This is a genomic window from Neptuniibacter sp. 2_MG-2023 (genome assembly GCF_030547495.1).
Lineage (GTDB): Bacteria > Pseudomonadota > Gammaproteobacteria > Pseudomonadales > Balneatricaceae > Neptuniibacter.
This window is the reverse complement of sequence record NZ_JAUOQC010000001.1, coordinates 454,670-471,435: the sequence shown is the minus strand read 5'-3', so window position 1 is coordinate 471,435 and position 16,766 is coordinate 454,670. Positions and strand designations below refer to the sequence as shown.

Sequence of the window (16,766 nt, the reverse complement as noted above, 5' to 3'; positions counted from 1 at the left end):
ACTGTTTCGGTAAAATTCACAACCTATCTTTCTCCTGTAACTACTGCCCACAATCGGCAGCTATCAAGAGGCTCTATTAGAGATGCTGGCACTGCGCGGAGCACCTGCTCTTTCTGCTTTTCGTCATGAAAAGTTACTATCTGGTATTCAGTCAAAGGTTCCTGCCGTTACTGGCTTGTATGCTGAATTTATGCATTTTTCCGATCAGTCACAAGCATTATCGGAAAATCAGCAGCAAGTACTTGAACGTATTTTGCGTTATGGACCTAAAGCGGAGGCTCAAGATCCTTCCGGTAAACTGTTTCTGGTAGTGCCTCGTCCAGGCACAATATCGCCTTGGTCATCTAAAGCAACTGACATAGCGCATAACTGTGGTTTAACCTCAGTTAAACGTTTAGAGCGCGGTATTGCTTATTATGTCAGTACATCTTCAGACCTTTCGGACACTGATTTTGATTTAGTAAAATCAGAACTATTTGACCGAATGGTTGAAGCTGTTCTACCTAGTATAGATGATGCGGCCTCGTTATTTATAGAGGAGTCACCTAAGCCTTTAACTGTTGTCGATATTTTGTCGGGTGGTCGTGACGCTTTAGTTACAGCAAACGCTGAACTTGGCTTAGCATTGGCAGATGATGAAATTGATTATTTAGTTGATAGCTTTATAGAGCTCAAACGTAATCCAACCGATGTTGAACTAATGATGTTTGCGCAAGCAAACTCAGAGCATTGCCGTCATAAAATTTTCAATGCCTCTTGGGATATCGATGGCGAAGCTCAAGATAAATCGTTGTTTGCGATGATTCGTAATACCAATGAGTTGGGCGGTGAAAATGTATTGTCAGCTTATAAAGACAATGCAGCCGTTATGGCAGGTAGTAAAGCTGGGCGTTTTTTCCCAACGCCAGAGGGTAAAGAATACGCATATAATCAGGAAGATATTCAGATCCTGATGAAAGTAGAAACACATAACCACCCGACAGCGATTGCACCTCACTCCGGTGCTGCAACAGGTTCTGGCGGTGAGATTCGTGATGAAGGTGCGACAGGTAAAGGCTCTAAACCTAAAGCGGGTCTGACAGGGTTTACAGTTTCCGATCTTAATATCCCAGGTTTTGAACAGCCTTGGGAATCAAAATACGGCAAACCTGACCGTATCGTTACGCCACTCGATATTATGTTGGAAGGTCCTATAGGTGGAGCGGCATTTAATAACGAATTTGGTCGTCCAGCCTTAACCGGTTATTTCCGTACATTTGAGCAGAAAGTAAATGGTGCAGCGGGTGAAGAGGTCCGTGGTTACCATAAACCGATTATGATTGCCGGTGGCTTAGGTAATATTCGTGATAGCCATGTTGAAAAAGGCGAGATTCCTGTCGGCGCCAAGCTTATCTGCTTAGGCGGCCCCGCTATGCAGATTGGTTTAGGTGGCGGTGCTGCCTCATCTATGTCGTCTGGTACCTCTTCCGCTGATTTAGATTTTGCATCGGTTCAGCGTGATAACCCAGAATTAGAGCGCCGTTGTCAGGAGGTGATAGATCAATGCTGGCAGCAGGGTGATGAAAACCCGATCGCATTTATTCATGATGTAGGAGCCGGCGGTTTATCAAATGCATTTCCTGAACTGGTAAAAGACGGCAATCGTGGCGGTAAGTTTGGGTTACGTAATATCAACAATGATGAGCCAGGCATGTCGCCATTGGCTATCTGGTGTAACGAAGCGCAAGAGCGTTATGTGATGGCCGTTGCGCCAACAGATTTAGCTCGTTTTGAGGCGATCTGTCAGCGTGAGCGTTGTCCGTATGCGATTGTAGGTGAAGCGACAGAAGAGATGCACCTGACGTTAGGTGATACTCATTTTGAGAATAACCCAGTAGACCTACCAATGAATGTTCTTTTTGGTAAGCCGCCAAAAATGCACCGTTCGGTTGAGCGTGTTGAGTATCAGGTGCCTGATTTTGATACCAGCGCGATTGATCTTAAAGAGGCTGCAGAACGGGTGATGAAACTGCCTTCAGTCGCGTCTAAGTCATTCTTGATCACCATTGGAGATCGCTCGATTACGGGTCAAGTTGCCCGGGATCAAATGGTAGGCCCATGGCAAGTTCCCGTTGCTGATTGTGCGGTTACTACAGCATCGTTTGATACTTATGCGGGTGAAGCTATGGCAATGGGTGAGCGTACACCACTTGCGCTAGTAGATTCTCCTGCGTCAGGCCGTATGTCGATTGGTGAAACGGTTACTAACATGGCCGCGGCTAGAATTGGTGAGCTTAAAGATATTAAGTTATCTGCAAACTGGATGTGTGCTGCGGGCCATCCTGGTGAAGATGAAAAGCTTTACGATACGGTGAAAGCTGTAGGTATGGAGTTATGCCCAGCCTTGGGGATGACTATTCCTGTTGGTAAAGACTCTATGTCTATGCGTACGGTATGGAATGACGAGGGCGAAGATAAATCAGTGACAGCGCCTATGTCATTAGTGATAACTGGTTTTGCGCCGGTGCTTGATGCGCGCAAAACGTTGACACCTCAATTGCGTACCGATCAAGGTGAGACAGACCTTATTTTGCTCGATTTGGGCGAAGGTCAAAACCGTATTGGTTTGTCTGCCTTAGCGCAAGTTTATAATGAAGTAGGCCAAAAGGTGCCTGATGTAGATCAGCCTGAACTGCTAGTTGCATTTTTTGCAGCGATTCAAGAGTTGAATGAACAGGGCTTACTACTGGCTTACCATGACCGCTCTGATGGTGGTTTATTTGCTACAGTGACAGAGATGGCGTTTGCAGGTCGAACAGGTCTCGATATTAACCTTGATATGTTAGCTGCTGAGAAGAGTGAGCTGGCCGCCGCGCTATTCTCTGAAGAGTTGGGTGCAGTTGTTCAGGTTAAACGTGATGATCTTGATGTTGTATTGACTGAATTGAATGCGGCGGGCCTAGGTGATGTTACCCAAGTGATCGGTTCTCTTAACTTAGATGATGAATTGCGCTTCCATTTTGATGAGGAAGAGATTTATTCTGAGCGTCGTATCCAGTTGCAGCGCTGGTGGGCAGAGACCTCTTATCAGATTCAGTCATTACGTGATAACTCTGAATGTGCGCAACAAGAGTTTGACAGCATTAATGATAAAGAAAACCCAGGTTTGCATGCCTCGTTAACATTTGATCAAAATGAAGATGTAGCCGCACCCTTTATTAATACAGGTACTCGTCCACAGATGGCTATTATCCGTGAGCAAGGGGTGAATGGTCAGATAGAGATGGCTGCTGCATTTGATAAAGCAGGTTTTGCTGCGATAGATGTGCATATGAGCGATATTCTGTCGGGCCGCGTTGCATTGGATCAGTTTAAGGGTTTAGTGGCTTGTGGTGGCTTCTCTTATGGGGATGTATTAGGTGCAGGCGAAGGTTGGGCAAAATCGATTTTGTTCAATGAGCGAGCTCGTGAGCAGTTCCAGACGTTCTTTACCAGAGAAGATACCTTCTCGTTAGGTATCTGTAATGGTTGTCAGATGCTTTCTAACTTACATGAATTAATCCCAGGTTCAGATCTTTGGCCGCATTTTGTACGTAATGTGTCTGAGCAGTTTGAAGCGCGTGTTGCTATGGTTGAAGTTCAAGAATCGGATTCTATTTTCCTACAGGGAATGGCTGGTTCTCGTATGCCGATTGCTATCGCTCATGGGGAAGGTCGTGCTGAGTTTAAAGATGCTAATCATTTAGCTGGTTTGCAGGATTCGAATGCTGTTGCGCTACGTTATGTGGATAACTATGGTCAGCAAACAGAAGCTTATCCAGCGAATCCAAATGGTTCTCCAGCAGGTATTACTGGTGTAACGACGACTGATGGCCGTGTAACTATTATGATGCCACATCCGGAGCGTGTGTTCCGTACGGTGACTAATAGTTGGGCGCCTGATGAGTGGGCTGAAGATGGTGCGTGGATGCGTATGTTCCGAAATGCACGAGTGTGGGTCGGATAGGCTTTAACTGTATTATTAAAAAGGTGGCCATATGCCACCTTTTTTTGTGGCCGTAATAAATTGGAAATTGCTTGTCCCCTAAGGACGAACGTAAAAATAGCCCTGTTGCTGTAAGTGTACGATTTCAGGTAAGCCTGCTTGCACAACATCTTCAGCTTCAACTTCATACAGATCTTCTCGGGTAACATTGAAACCGTCTAGACTGTTGCGACAAATAATGAACTGAACATTACTTAAACGTAAAGAATCTAGAGCTATCTGTTTGGCGTCATCGTGGCTGGCTTCAATAAAATATTTAATAGCTGGGCCGTGAATAACTGCTTTAATGGTGATGTGCTCTTCGCCTAGCTGGTTTATATGATTGGCGATATTAGAAAAGGTCGCAGAGATCCGTTTCGGATCATCGTAATTGATATGATAAACGACTTTTTGATCTGCATACTCTTCAGCAGAAAAAGAAGGGCAGCTGATAAGTAAAAAGAGGAAAGGAATAAGGTTTGTTAGTATTCTCATGATCAGCCTTATATTTATTGTTATAAAAAAAGGCACCTTTTAAAAAGGTGCCTCTTTAGCAACAAAGTACGCTGACTTTACTGCTTATTTTTTACCAGAAATCTCAACTTCTACACGACGGTTAGCGCGTAGGCAGTCTACAACGTTAGTGCCACGTAGGCCTTCACATGATTTAGCTGGAGCATTTTCGCCCATGTAACCAGTGCTGATAGCAGAAGCGCTTACGCCGCCTGCTTGTAGTGCTTCAGAAACTGCGTTTACACGTTTCTGAGAAAGCGCATCGTTATATGCACTTGCACCGATACGGTCAGCATGACCAACAAGTTTCACGCTAGTTACTTCTTTAAGAGAGTTAACATAGCTAGAAATATCGCTTACATCACCAGGGTTAGAGCTATCAAAGTCAAAATACACAATGTGTTTTTCAACAGTGCTCATTAACTGAGGTGCCGGTGCTGGAGCTGGTGCTGGAGCTTCTGCCATTGGGGCTTTGTAGCCTTCACAACCTTCGATTGCATCAGACTCTTCCCAGAAACCATGACGCCAGCATCCGCCAGTACCTGTTTTCCATACTGTAGATGTTTTTGATTCATCCCAGTAGCCTGCGTTCTCTGGGTGAGCTTGAGCACCAGTTGCTAGGCCCATAGCGAGTACTAAGCCAGAAGCGATTGCGAATTTTTTCATTTTAGCTGTCCTTGAAATACGATTTGGATTCTGTAGTTAGGAATAATAATAAGAAATAATCTAGTTATTACAACTCTTCCTACCTTAACCTAGGATAAATAGCAGAAAAATAGTCATATCTTTGGACTAATTGCTTACTTATACACTCATAAGGCAACACTTAACTAAGTCTACTTTTTCTACTTGTAGATACACTCTTAGTCTTTAGTTCATAGTTGTAACTAAGATTATAGCGCTCTTATGTACTAGGGTAGTACTTTTTTATACGGCTTAACAGTAACTTTTTTGTAAACACCTGCTGTAATGTAAGGATCTGCGTCTGCCCATTGCTGTGCATCAGCTAATGATGGGAACTCAGCAACGACTAAACTGCCTGTAAAGCCCGCAGAACCTGGATCTTCGCTATCTATAGCTGGATGAGGGCCAGCAATAAGTAATCGGCCCTCTTCGTTTAAATCTTTTAGTCGTAGTATATGCTCAGGGCGTGCTGCTAGACGGTCTTCTAAGCTGTTTTCTTTGTCTTCTGAAATAATGGCGTAATACACAAGTACTTCCTTAGTTATTTGAATCGTTGCTTTCTGTGTTATCAATATGGCGAGAAAGGTAAACACCTTGAGCAATGATAAAAATCACAGTGAGACCTAGCATGCCAAATAGTTTAAAATTGACCCAAGTCTCCTCGCTGAAAGAGTAGGCGACAAAAAGGTTGAGTGCACCCATTGCTAGGAAAAAAACAACCCAAGCAATATTAAGTGTTCGCCAAGCAAAATGTGGCAAGGATAGGTTGCTTCCCATTAGACGCTCTATAATCGTTTTGCTTCCGATAAATTGGCTACCTAGAAATGCTAGGCCAAACAACCAATTTACGACGGTTGGTTTCCATTGAATAAAAGTTTTATCTTGAAAAATAACGGTGGCACCGCCGAGGATAATGACCAAGGCTAAAGTTACCAGCTGCATTTTTTCAATCTTATGTGTGCGAATCCATGTATATAGCATCTGTAAAAGCGTTGCCGGTATCAGGACCGCTGTTGCTAAAATTATGTCATTAGTCGTTTTATATACGATAAAAAAGATAATGATTGGTAAAAAATCTAATAAAAGCTTCATAGCAGCCTTGATCTAGTTAGTTAAAGTAGGATTATAAGGTTGCTGGAGCTTTATATAAACAGTGAATGAATATGGAATTGCCTAAATACGATTTACATTGCCATACAACCGCGTCCGATGGGTCTCTTGAGCCACTGGTTTTGTTGGAGCGGGCTAAGCAAAAGCAGATACAGATTTTAGCGATTACTGATCATGATACGCTGGCGGGGATTCGTCAGTTTACCGATCAAGATCTGGAAGGTATTCAATTGATTCCAGGTGTTGAGTTTACTTGCACTTGGAATCATAGAGTTTTGCATATTGTCGGTTTAGGGTTAAACGTCGACTCTGAAGAGCTTCAGGGCTATCTGTCCAATCTTGCTGAGCTTAGATTAGCACGCGCAAGAAAGGTGGCAGATCAACTAATCTCAATGGGTCTTCCCGATCTTTATCAGGCGGCTAAAGAGAAAGGTGGCGATGGTGTTATTGGTCGTCCGCATTTTGCTCAAGTCATGTTTGAACAAGGTCTAGTGAGTTCTGAGCAGCAAGCTTTTAAAAAATATTTGGGTATAGGTAAAAAAGGCGATGTTAAAATGGAGTGGCCTTCGCTTACGGAAGCTTTAGCCGTTATTAAAAATGCGGGAGGTGTTTCAATCTTAGCTCACCCAACTAAATATAAAATGACATTTACAAAACTGCGTGGTGCGATTAATGATTTCACTGATGCGGGGGGAGATGGAATTGAGGTCTCATATCCCGGTATGACACCAGATCATCATTTTCAGTTACTTCGAATCGCTAAGGAAAAAAATATGATGATTTCTGCCGGTAGTGATTTTCACTCTCCTGGTCATACTTGGACCGACTTAGGGAAATACCCACCCTTAAAAAGTGACGAGAATCATGTATTGAATTATTTGTTAAATTAACCTAGCTCGCTAGGTGCGTAAGTTTATATAGATAAGTTATAATATAAAAAATATTATTATTGAATGATTAGCTAGGTAAATTGTGAGTCAGTTTTTTCAAATCCATCCTGAAAATCCTCAATCGCGTTTGATAAATCAGGCCGTTGAAATTATCAAAAAAGGTGGGGTTGTTATTTACCCTACAGATTGTGCTTATGCTTTAGGTTGTCATCTCGGTGATAAAAAAGCATTAGAGCGCATTAAAAGAATACGTCAGTTGGATGATAAACATAATTTTACATTGGTATGTCGTGATTTAAGTGAAATTAGTACCTATGCAAAAGTAGAAAATACTAATTATCGATTATTAAAATCTCATACGCCGGGTGCTTTTACTTTTATTCTAAAAGCAACGTCGGAAGTACCAAGACGTCTTTTACATCCAAAAAGAAGAACTATTGGTATTCGAGTACCGGATCATCCTATTACTTTGGCGCTGACTGAAGCTTTAGGTGAGCCTATTATGAGTACATCGTTAATTATGCCAGGCGATGAAATGCCGTTAATGGATCCTTATGAAATGCGCCAACTGCTTCAAAACCAAGTGGACCTTATTATAGATGGTGGTTATTGTGGTCTTGAAGCGACAAGTGTTGTTAATTTAGTTGAAGAGGTTCCAGAGGTTATTCGACAAGGGGCAGGTGATACGATTAACTTCTCATAAATAAAATATTATTCTTAATACTTGATTAATTATTATCTATAAAGATAATTACTCTGTGTTATTTAATTCGATGAGTAGTAGAGATGTCTGATTTTTTAAAAATATTAACGCGTAAAAATTCTCTTCGTAAGCAGTGTCAGGAATTAAGTGTTGCTGAACTAGAAAAAGTAATTTCGGATTTAACCGTTATTGCGGATGATCGTCGTGAAGAAGAAGCAGCGATTCAGGCAGCAGAGCAGGAAAAACTTGAGAAGATTGAAGCGATTCGCCAAAGCATGTTAGATGCGGGTGTGGATATGAATGATCTTATGGGTATGATTGGTGACGTTGCAGCACCGAAAAAGAAGGTTCAGCCTAAGTATCGTGTTGTAGATGATGCAGGTGTTGAGCATGAATGGTCTGGTCGAGGTCGTACACCATTGGCTTTTCAGGCTTATTTTGAAAAAGGATTTACTAAAGACGATTGCCTGATTTAATTATCTTGCGGTGGTTTTTATAATTAAGAGCCCTTTCCTCTGTTGAAAGGGCTTTTTTGTTGGTTATTCTTTCTGTTTTTTATTATAAATAATTACTTTTATTTTAAAGTGTATATTTGTGATTTTGTTTGTAAGTATTTAGATAAATTTTTAGGTGCGTCATATGTCAGATGAAAAAATACATAAAGTTTTGGCGCGCTCCGGTATAGGCTCACGTCGTGAGATGGAGCGTTGGATTAAAGATGGGCGAATTTCCGTTAATAATCAAGTTGCTACTTTGGGAGACCGCATTGCAGAAGGTGATGTAGTCTCTGTAGATGGAACAATTGTAAATCTTATTTTTGATAAACAGGCTGAGCGTAGGGTGTTGGTATACAACAAACCTGTGGGCGAGATCTGTACGCGGCATGACCCTGAAGGTCGTCCGACAGTATTTGATCACCTTCCTCCTCTTAAGGAAGGGCGTTGGATCGCTATTGGTCGTTTGGATATTAATACTTCCGGTCTTCTGCTGTTTACTACCGATGGTGAGTTAGCGAATGCGCTAATGCATCCGTCAGCTCAAATTGATCGTGAGTATGCTGTACGTGTTTTGGGAAGTGTTGATGATGCTCTTTTAAAACGCTTAACGGATGGCGTTTTGCTGGAAGATGGTATGGCGCGTTTTACTGATGTGCAGTTCTTTGATGGTGAAGGGGCTAACAAGTGGTATCACTGCGTGGTTATGGAAGGCAAAAACCGCGAAGTGCGTCGACTTTGGGAATCGCAAGAGGTTCAGGTTAGTCGCTTGAAGCGTGTGCGTTTTGGGCCGGTCTTTCTGCCGAGTGATGTTAGAGCTGGAACATGGAAAATGATGGAAGATAAAGAGGTTAAGTCTTTATCTCAGATGTTGGAGTTGAAACCAAGACGTGGCGCGAAGATGTCCGTAGTGGAAAAACAGAAATTTGATCGGCGTTATAAGAAGCAGCGTGCAAGAAGACAAGAGGGAGATTAAGTTTAATTAGTTTATTCTTATGCCATAAAAAAAGCAGCCTAAGCTGCTTTTTTTATGGCTACTGTAATCATTGTGCATCGAGTGACTGGCCATTTATTTCAAGACTATCTGCACCCATTAGGTATAGATATAAAGGCATAATCTCTTCGGCGGATTTAACAGTGGAGGGATTTTCTGCAGGGTAGGCATCTGCGCGCATTTGAGTGCGTGTTGCTCCAGGATTTATGCAGTTTGTCCGGATTTTGCTTACCGCCTCTAATTCATCGGCCAATGTTTGCATTAAGCCTTCAGTGGCAAACTTTGATACACCATAAGCACCCCAGTAAGCCTTGGCTTTTCTGCCAACGCTAGATGATGTGAAGACAATGGATGCATTGTCCGATTGCTCTAAGAGAGGCATCAATATTTGCGTCATCATGAAAGGTGCATTGAGATTGACTTGCATCACTTGTTGCCAAATAACGGGGTCATAGCTTTCGATAGGCGTGCGAACACCTAATAAGCTTGCGTTGTGGAGTATGCCATCAAGGCGGCCAAACTCCTGTTCTAGCGTGTTGGTAAGTTCAATGTAGTCGTGTTCTTGTGCGCTTTCTAGATTGAGGGGTACTAAAGCGGGTTGAGGGTGTCCTGCGGCTTCGATCTCATCATACACCTGCTCAAGCTTTTCCAGTGTGCGGCCCAGTAAAATCACTGTTGCGCCATGCGCTGCAAATGTTTTTGCTGCAACACGGCCGATGCCTGCACCGGCGCCTGTTACCAAAATAATACGGTCTTGTAGGAGGTTATCCGGTGCTTGGTACTCAAACATAGTTTTGATCCTAATATTAGCTGTCTAAATCAATATAGATTGATTGTAGCAGGGGCTTGAGTTTAGTTGCACAGGAAATGTAGTGATCAGCTTGCCATTTATAAGGATCTTCGTCCGCATTAAGGTAGCCATAAGTGGCGCCAATCGTTGTCATCCCTGCACGATTTCCCGCTTCAATATCGCGTATATGATCGCCAACGTAAATACTGCTCTCTGCGGGGCAGTTGATTTCATTGCATGCGAGGAATAGCGCTTCTGGGTCAGGTTTCTTGTTTTTTACATGATCGGGGCAGATTACAGTGCTTGCCCGTTTTGATAGCCCAAGTCCCTGCATAAGGGGGGTGGTGTAGAGTTTAGGTTTGTTGGTGACAACGCCCCAGGGAATGTTTTTTTCCTCTAACCATGTCAGACATTCATCAAGGCCATGGAATAACTGGCTGTCTGCGTCTAAGTGATTTAGATAAATTTCCAACATTCGTTGGTGTAAATAATCAAATGCGTGGTCATGTGTATCTAAATTAAATGCTGCCCCCACCATTGCTCGTGCGCCGTTAGAGACGTAATGCCTTATATAGTCATAGCTGACGGGATCTTTGTTCTCTTCGCGTAGGAGTTGATTGATTACCCAATGAAAGTCCGGGGCTGTATCAATTAAAGTGCCATCAAGATCGAATAGAACGGATGCCGGTCGTGTGCTCATATATGTAGAAGGCTCTTAGGCTGGTTTAGTGGTTGCAATCATATAGTTTACATCCACATCGGTTGGATGAAGGCTGTATGTTTTTGTTAGAGGGTTGTAGGTCATGCCGCACATCTCTGTGCTTTGCAGGCCGCTTTCCCTAATCCATGAGCCTAGTTCTGATGGGCGAATAAACTTCTTGAAGTCATGGGTTCCATCAGGCACTAGTTTTAATAGTTTTTCAGCCCCTAAAATCGCAAATAGATAACTTTTTGGGTTGCGGTTGAGTGTAGAAAAGAAAAGTGTGCCGCCTGGTTTGCAGAGTTTTGCGCAGGCGTTGACGATGGAAGAGGGGTCTGGCACATGTTCGAGCATCTCCATGCAGGTTACTACGTCAAAAGATTCAGGCTGCTCTTCAGCAAGTTCTTCAACGGTTATCTGCTTGTAGCTAACATCTACGCCGCTCTCTAAACCATGCAGTTTAGCGATTTTTAAGGGCGCGGCTCCCATATCTATGCCTGTGACATGGGCACCTCGTTGTGCCATTGATTCGGATAATATGCCGCCGCCGCAGCCTACGTCTAAAACTTTCTTTTCAGCAAGTTGAGCAATACGGTCGATAAAACCAACACGGAGTGGGTTGATATCATGTAGGGGTTTGAATTCGCTGTTACGATCCCACCACTTATTTGCGAGTTCTTCGAACTTGGCAATCTCTTCCGGGTCAATATTTTGTTGAGGCGTTGTATTTGGCTGAATCATGGCGTTCTTTCGTTCGTGAATTTTATCTTATTCTAGCACTCCTCGAGGCTTCAGAAATAGTCATAGCAATAAATGCTCAGGTTCTAATATTTAATTATATAACCCCTTATTATTTCAGGATTCATTTGTGGAAAATATGATATACTCCTGCGGTTAAAAATATCCGCGGAAACCTTCCGTTGCGAGAGTGATTCAAGGATAGGGAATGGGCGATCAAGTCAAAGAAATTCTGCCAGTTAACATCGAAGATGAACTGAAGCAGTCATACCTAGATTACGCAATGAGCGTAATCGTAGGCCGTGCGTTACCTGACGCAAGAGACGGTCTTAAACCAGTACACCGTCGTGTTTTATTTGCTATGAACGAACTCGGCAATGACTGGAATAAAGCATATAAAAAGTCAGCGCGTGTGGTAGGCGATGTAATCGGTAAATATCACCCACATGGCGATAGTGCTGTTTACGATACTATTGTACGTATGGCACAGAGCTTTTCGATGCGCTATCCCCTCGTGGATGGACAGGGTAACTTCGGTTCGATTGATGGCGACTCCGCTGCGGCGATGCGTTATACCGAAATCCGCATGGATAAGATAGCTCATGAGCTGTTAGCTGACCTTGAAAAAGAAACCGTCGACTTTGTTGATAACTATGACGGTACCGAAAAGATTCCAGTAGTTGTGCCTACACGTATCCCGAACCTGCTTGTTAATGGTTCATCGGGTATTGCTGTTGGTATGGCGACCAATATTCCACCGCATAACTTGTCGGAAGTTGTTCGTGGTTGTATCGCATTAATAGAAAATGGCGATTTAACGACCGATGAGCTAATGGAATATATTCCTGGCCCCGATTTTCCGACGGGTGGCATCATTAATGGTCGTGCGGGCATTTTGCAAGCTTATCGCACAGGGCGTGGACGTATCTATGTCCGTGCTAAGTATCATGTCGAAGAAGATGCAAAGAACGGTAAGCCGTCTCTTATTATCACCGAGATCCCTTATCAGCTAAACAAAGCACGTTTGATCGAAAAAATAGCTGAGTTAGTAAAAGAGAAAAAGATCGAAGGGATTACTGAGCTGCGTGACGAGTCTGATAAAGATGGTATGCGCATTGTTATTGAATTACGACGCAATGAAGTTCCTGAAGTCGTTATCAATAACTTGTTTGCTCAGACTCAAATGGAGTCGGTATTCGGTATCAATATGGTGGCCTTGGTTGATGGTCAACCGCGTATATTGGATCTTAAAACCGCCCTTGAGTGCTTTGTGCGTCACCGTCGTGAGGTAGTTACTCGTCGTACAGTGTACCTATTAAGAAAAGCCCGTGAACGTGGCCATCTTCTTGAAGGCCTAGCGGTTGCGTTGGCTAATATCGATCCGGTTATTGAGCTGATTAAGAAATCACCTACGCCAGCGGAAGCGAAAGAAGCGTTAATCGAAATGGCTTGGGCGCCGGGTGATGTTATTCAGATGCTTGAGCGCGCAGGCGAAGATGCTTGCCGCCCAGATGACTTGGAAGAGCAGTATGGCTTGCGTGATGGGCATTATCATTTGTCACCAGCTCAAGCACAGGCAATTCTAGAGCTACGTCTACACCGTTTGACCGGTTTAGAACATGATAAGCTGATTGCTGAATATAAAGAGTTATTAGATAAAATTGCTGAGTTGCTACTTATTTTAGGCTCCCATGAGCGTTTGATGGAAGTGATTCGCGAAGAGCTTGAAGCCGTACTTGAAGAGTATGGCGATGAGCGTCGTACTGAGATTACCGCTTCACGTAAAGATCTAACTATTGCTGATCTAATCACTGAAGAAGATATGGTTGTGACTATATCCCATGGTGGTTATGCGAAAACTCAGCCATTGACTGATTACCAGTCACAGCGCCGTGGTGGTAAAGGTAAATCAGCTGCAGCTATTAAAGATGAAGATTTTATCGAACATCTATTGATAGCAAACACTCATGACACCATTCTTTGCTTTACCGACCGTGGCAAAGTGTATTGGTTGCGTGTTTTTGAGATTCCAGTTGCTAGTCGTACCGCTCGTGGCCGCCCAATTGTGAATATATTGCCATTGGATGAAGGTGAACGTGTAAGTACGATCTTGCCGGTAGGCGCTTATGAAGAAGATAAATTTATCTTTATGGCGACAGCCTCTGGCACGGTTAAGAAAACAGCACTAACCAATTTCGCACGTCCTCGTTCAAGCGGTCTAATCGCTTTAGATCTATTAGATGACGATCATCTAATCGGTGCTGCGATCACCGACGGTTCCAATGACATCATGTTAATGACAAGTGCGGGCAAGAGTATGCGCTTTAATGAAGATGATGTTCGTCCTATGGGCCGTACGGCGCGTGGTGTACGTGGTGTAAGAATGGGCGATGGCGTTGAAGTTATCTCGTTAATTATTCCACAGGAAGGTGGCAAGATACTGACGGCTTCAGAAAACGGCTTTGGTAAGAAGACAGCGATAGATGACTTCCCAGTGAAAGGTCGTGGTGGTCAAGGCGTGATTGCGCAGCAGTGTTCTGATCGTAACGGTCAGTTGGCAGGTGCAGTTCAAGTCTTTGATGGTGACGATGTTATGTTGATCAGTGACCGCGGTACTTTGGTACGTACCGGTGGTGATGGCATATCTGAGCTAGGACGAAACACTCAAGGGGTTACATTGATCCGTGTAAATACGGATGAGCGACTTGTGAGTGTTGCACGTATAGAAGAACCGGATGAGGAAGAGCTCGGCGAAGGGGAGGTTTCTGACGAATCGCCAGATAGCCCAGCTGATCTACAGCCGGATGCGGAAAATCACTCAGATGATAGTGAGTAATTTATCCAATCAAGTGCGGCTTTAAGTCGCACTTTTTATATAGCACCCTTTTTGTTGCGCCTATTAATAGCAGCAAGAAATATTGGTATAAGAGAAACGATCGATGACGCGCAAGTTTAATTTCAGTGCAGGACCTGCAGGTTTACCCGAAGAAGTGCTAGCACAAGCACAGCAAGAGTTGTTGGATTGGCACGGCAAGGGACTCTCTATTATGGAGATGAGTCACCGCAGCGACGAGTTTGTATCTGTGGCGGAACAAGCGGAGCAAGATCTGCGTGATCTTATGGGCATTAGTTCTGCATACAAAGTGTTATTTCTGCAAGGTGGCGCGACGTCACAATTCTCAATGATTCCGATGAATTTATTGAGAGGCAAAAGCAGCGCAGATTATATCAATACCGGCATCTGGTCGAAAAAAGCGATTAAAGAAGCGGCGCGTTACTGTGATGTTTCTATCGCAGCTAGCAGTGAAGGAAACGGTAATATTGCCGTACCGACCCAAGCCGAACTTAAGCTTAATCCTGATGCGGCTTACCTTCACTACACGCCAAATGAAACCATTGGTGGATTGGAGTATGACTATATTCCAGAATCGGGTGATGTACCTCTTGTGGCTGATCTTTCTTCTACTATATTGTCCCGTCAGCTGGATGTGGATAAATTTGGATTGATCTATGCGGGTGCACAGAAAAATATAGGTCCTGCCGGTTTGACCGTTGTTATTGTTCGAGAAGATCTTCTTGGCAGTGTCGTGGCCGGAACTCCAACAATGTTTGACTATAAAGTACATGCGGATGCTGATTCCATGTGCAATACACCGCCAACTTTTGGCTGGTATCTTGCTGGTTTGGTCTTCAAATGGCTTAAAGAGCAAGGTGGTGTTGCTGCTATGGAAAAAGCAAACCAGCGTAAGCAAGCTAAATTATATGCGGCTATTGATGGAAGCGATTTTTATGCGAACCCTATGGCTGTGGCAAACCGGTCGTGGATGAATGTGCCGTTTACTTTAGCTGATAATGCATTGGATGCGTTGTTCTTGGAGCAAGCAGAAGAGGCGGGATTATTGAATTTGCAAGGTCATCGTTCTGTGGGTGGTATGCGCGCAAGTATTTATAACGCAGTGCCTGAAGCAGCCGTCGATGCACTTATTAGCTTTATGCAGCAGTTTGAAAAACAACACGCCTAAGATCATCACAGAATAAGTAGAAGAGTATGAGCGAACAGGAAAAAGAGCTACGTATCCTCCGTGACCAGATTGACAGCATTGATGGGCAACTCCATGAGTTGCTTAATCGTCGCGCTCGTTGTGCGCAAAATGTGGCGGAAGTGAAACAGAAATATCAGGGGGATGTGAGTCCTGTTTTCTATCGCCCTGAACGTGAAGCCCAAGTCTTGCGCGCGGTGATGGAGCGTAATGAAGGCCCTTTGGCTGATAAAGAGGTTGCACGACTATTTCGTGAAATTATGTCTGTTTGTCTTGCATTGGAAGAACCGATGCGGGTCGCATTTCTCGGACCTGAAGGTACATTTACGCAGCTTGCAGCCATGAAACACTTTGGCCATTCTGCACGTAACCTTCCTATGCAGTCACTGAAAGATGTTTTCCGTGAAGTTCAGTCAGGTGCTGCCCACTATGGTGTCGTTCCTATTGAAAATTCGACAGAAGGTGTTGTTAGCCATACTTTAGATCTTTTTAAGCAGTTTGATCTTAAAATCTGCGGTGAAGTTGAAGTGCCCGTGCATCTTCACCTGTTATTGAATCGAGGCGACAGTCTTGATGGAATCAAAAAGATTTATTCCCATCAGCAATCTTTAGCTCAGAGCCGCTGTTGGCTAGATGTACGCTACCCAGATATTGAAAAAATTGCGGTGAGCTCTAATGCTGAAGCGGCGCGTCTAGCTGCTAAAGAGGGGGCTGGATCTGCTGCTATTGCCGGTGATATGGCTGCTGATTTGTATGATCTAGAAGCGGCGGTCAAAAATATTGAAGACCAAATAGATAACTCCACTCGCTTCCTTATTATTGGCGATCAATATGTAGGGCCGAGTGGTGATGATAAAACTTCCATCTTAATCTCAGTACTTGACTCACCCGGTGCATTGTATCAATTACTAGAGCCTTTTCAGCGTCATGGCTTGAGTCTAACTCGCGTAGAAACACGTTCCTCATCTAAAAACTCTTTGTTTTATATAGATTTTATTGGGCATAGCTCGGATCCAGTGGTACAGAATGCTTTACAGGATCTGATAAAAACGAGTATAGAACTTAAAGTGTTAGGGTCTTACCCCAGTGCTGTGCTTTAGCCAGTTA

Annotated in this window: 15 protein-coding genes; 8 read left to right on the top strand and 7 right to left on the bottom strand. The window is 43.6% G+C overall.

The window, feature by feature from the left end; all coding sequences use genetic code 11:
* Nucleotides 1-82 precede the first annotated feature (82 nt).
* Nucleotides 83-3,985 carry a phosphoribosylformylglycinamidine synthase gene (purL, locus tag Q4486_RS02150; RefSeq protein WP_303415854.1) on the top strand — a complete coding sequence of 1,301 codons (3,903 nt, stop codon included), beginning with the start codon at nt 83-85 and terminating at the stop codon, nt 3,983-3,985.
* A 78-nt stretch (nt 3,986-4,063) separates the two neighbouring features.
* On the opposite strand, the gene Q4486_RS02145 is transcribed toward purL, so the two are convergent.
* The 4 genes from Q4486_RS02145 to Q4486_RS02130 form a co-directional block, all read right to left on the bottom strand.
* Entirely contained in the window at nt 4,064-4,498 is a 435-nt protein-coding gene (locus Q4486_RS02145; RefSeq protein WP_303517994.1) for a DsrE family protein, read from the bottom strand.
* 84 nt (nt 4,499-4,582) lie between these two features.
* Nucleotides 4,583-5,182 (bottom strand): OmpA family protein, encoded by a 600-nt coding sequence (locus tag Q4486_RS02140; protein WP_303415856.1) that lies wholly within the window; start codon nt 5,180-5,182, stop codon nt 4,583-4,585.
* Nucleotides 5,183-5,427: 245 nt separating this feature from the next.
* A complete protein-coding gene (locus Q4486_RS02135; protein WP_303415857.1) occupies nt 5,428-5,727 on the bottom strand; it encodes a YciI family protein in 300 nt (99 codons plus the stop codon).
* A 10-nt stretch (nt 5,728-5,737) separates the two neighbouring features.
* The gene (locus Q4486_RS02130) at nt 5,738-6,292 is read right to left on the bottom strand and encodes a septation protein A (RefSeq protein ID WP_303415858.1); all 555 of its coding nucleotides are present in this window, start codon (nt 6,290-6,292) and stop codon (nt 5,738-5,740) included.
* A 71-nt stretch (nt 6,293-6,363) separates the two neighbouring features.
* On the opposite strand from Q4486_RS02130, the gene Q4486_RS02125 reads away from it, so the two are divergent.
* The 4 genes from Q4486_RS02125 to rluB all read left to right on the top strand — a co-directional run bounded on the left by Q4486_RS02125 (nt 6,364) and on the right by rluB (nt 9,373).
* Nucleotides 6,364-7,200: a PHP domain-containing protein gene (locus tag Q4486_RS02125; RefSeq protein ID WP_303415859.1), complete on the top strand. Its 837-nt coding sequence runs from the start codon at nt 6,364-6,366 to the stop codon at nt 7,198-7,200.
* 82 nt (nt 7,201-7,282) lie between these two features.
* The gene (locus tag Q4486_RS02120; protein WP_303415860.1) at nt 7,283-7,903 is read left to right on the top strand and encodes an L-threonylcarbamoyladenylate synthase; all 621 of its coding nucleotides are present in this window, start codon (nt 7,283-7,285) and stop codon (nt 7,901-7,903) included.
* A gap of 83 nt (nt 7,904-7,986) precedes the next feature.
* Nucleotides 7,987-8,379: an H-NS family nucleoid-associated regulatory protein gene (locus Q4486_RS02115; RefSeq protein ID WP_067867760.1), complete on the top strand. Its 393-nt coding sequence runs from the start codon at nt 7,987-7,989 to the stop codon at nt 8,377-8,379.
* Nucleotides 8,380-8,542: 163 nt separating this feature from the next.
* Entirely contained in the window at nt 8,543-9,373 is an 831-nt protein-coding gene (gene rluB / locus Q4486_RS02110) for a 23S rRNA pseudouridine(2605) synthase RluB (protein ID WP_303415861.1), read from the top strand.
* A gap of 67 nt (nt 9,374-9,440) precedes the next feature.
* On the opposite strand, the gene Q4486_RS02105 is transcribed toward rluB, so the two are convergent.
* Genes Q4486_RS02105 through ubiG form a run of 3 tightly spaced genes read right to left on the bottom strand, consistent with a single transcriptional unit; the run spans nt 9,441 to nt 11,622 of the window.
* Nucleotides 9,441-10,181 carry a YciK family oxidoreductase gene (locus tag Q4486_RS02105; RefSeq protein WP_303517990.1) on the bottom strand — a complete coding sequence of 247 codons (741 nt, stop codon included), beginning with the start codon at nt 10,179-10,181 and terminating at the stop codon, nt 9,441-9,443.
* Between the two features lie 16 nt (nt 10,182-10,197).
* The gene (locus Q4486_RS02100; protein WP_303517987.1) at nt 10,198-10,881 is read right to left on the bottom strand and encodes an HAD-IA family hydrolase; all 684 of its coding nucleotides are present in this window, start codon (nt 10,879-10,881) and stop codon (nt 10,198-10,200) included.
* Between the two features lie 15 nt (nt 10,882-10,896).
* On the bottom strand, nt 10,897-11,622 hold the full coding sequence (gene ubiG, locus Q4486_RS02095) for a bifunctional 2-polyprenyl-6-hydroxyphenol methylase/3-demethylubiquinol 3-O-methyltransferase UbiG (RefSeq protein WP_303517984.1): 726 nt from the start codon (nt 11,620-11,622) through the stop codon (nt 10,897-10,899).
* A 205-nt stretch (nt 11,623-11,827) separates the two neighbouring features.
* Between ubiG and gyrA the strand changes: the two genes are divergently transcribed.
* The 3 genes from gyrA (at nt 11,828) to pheA (ending at nt 16,759) form a co-directional block, all read left to right on the top strand.
* Nucleotides 11,828-14,455 carry a DNA gyrase subunit A gene (gyrA, locus tag Q4486_RS02090; RefSeq protein ID WP_303517982.1) on the top strand — a complete coding sequence of 876 codons (2,628 nt, stop codon included), beginning with the start codon at nt 11,828-11,830 and terminating at the stop codon, nt 14,453-14,455.
* A 103-nt stretch (nt 14,456-14,558) separates the two neighbouring features.
* On the top strand, nt 14,559-15,641 hold the full coding sequence (gene serC / locus Q4486_RS02085; protein WP_303517980.1) for a 3-phosphoserine/phosphohydroxythreonine transaminase: 1,083 nt from the start codon (nt 14,559-14,561) through the stop codon (nt 15,639-15,641).
* Between the two features lie 26 nt (nt 15,642-15,667).
* A complete protein-coding gene (pheA, locus tag Q4486_RS02080; RefSeq protein ID WP_303415868.1) occupies nt 15,668-16,759 on the top strand; it encodes a prephenate dehydratase in 1,092 nt (363 codons plus the stop codon).
* Nucleotides 16,760-16,766 lie beyond the last annotated feature (7 nt).

Bases quoted from the DNA above. Each gene is read 5' to 3' on its own strand.
- Q4486_RS02115 (WP_067867760.1), top strand. From the start codon at position 7,987: ATGTCTGATTTTTTAAAAATATTAACGCGTAAAAATTCTCTTCGTAAG.
- serC (WP_303517980.1), top strand. From the start codon at position 14,559: ATGACGCGCAAGTTTAATTTCAGTGCAGGACCTGCAGGTTTACCCGAA.
- purL (WP_303415854.1), top strand. From the start codon at position 83: ATGCTGGCACTGCGCGGAGCACCTGCTCTTTCTGCTTTTCGTCATGAA.
- Q4486_RS02125 (WP_303415859.1), top strand. From the start codon at position 6,364: ATGGAATTGCCTAAATACGATTTACATTGCCATACAACCGCGTCCGAT.
- Q4486_RS02145 (WP_303517994.1), bottom strand. From the start codon at position 4,498: ATGAGAATACTAACAAACCTTATTCCTTTCCTCTTTTTACTTATCAGC.
- Q4486_RS02100 (WP_303517987.1), bottom strand. From the start codon at position 10,881: ATGAGCACACGACCGGCATCCGTTCTATTCGATCTTGATGGCACTTTA.
- Q4486_RS02130 (WP_303415858.1), bottom strand. From the start codon at position 6,292: ATGAAGCTTTTATTAGATTTTTTACCAATCATTATCTTTTTTATCGTA.
- Q4486_RS02105 (WP_303517990.1), bottom strand. From the start codon at position 10,181: ATGTTTGAGTACCAAGCACCGGATAACCTCCTACAAGACCGTATTATT.
- pheA (WP_303415868.1), top strand. From the start codon at position 15,668: ATGAGCGAACAGGAAAAAGAGCTACGTATCCTCCGTGACCAGATTGAC.
- gyrA (WP_303517982.1), top strand. From the start codon at position 11,828: ATGGGCGATCAAGTCAAAGAAATTCTGCCAGTTAACATCGAAGATGAA.
- rluB (WP_303415861.1), top strand. From the start codon at position 8,543: ATGTCAGATGAAAAAATACATAAAGTTTTGGCGCGCTCCGGTATAGGC.
- ubiG (WP_303517984.1), bottom strand. From the start codon at position 11,622: ATGATTCAGCCAAATACAACGCCTCAACAAAATATTGACCCGGAAGAG.
- Q4486_RS02140 (WP_303415856.1), bottom strand. From the start codon at position 5,182: ATGAAAAAATTCGCAATCGCTTCTGGCTTAGTACTCGCTATGGGCCTA.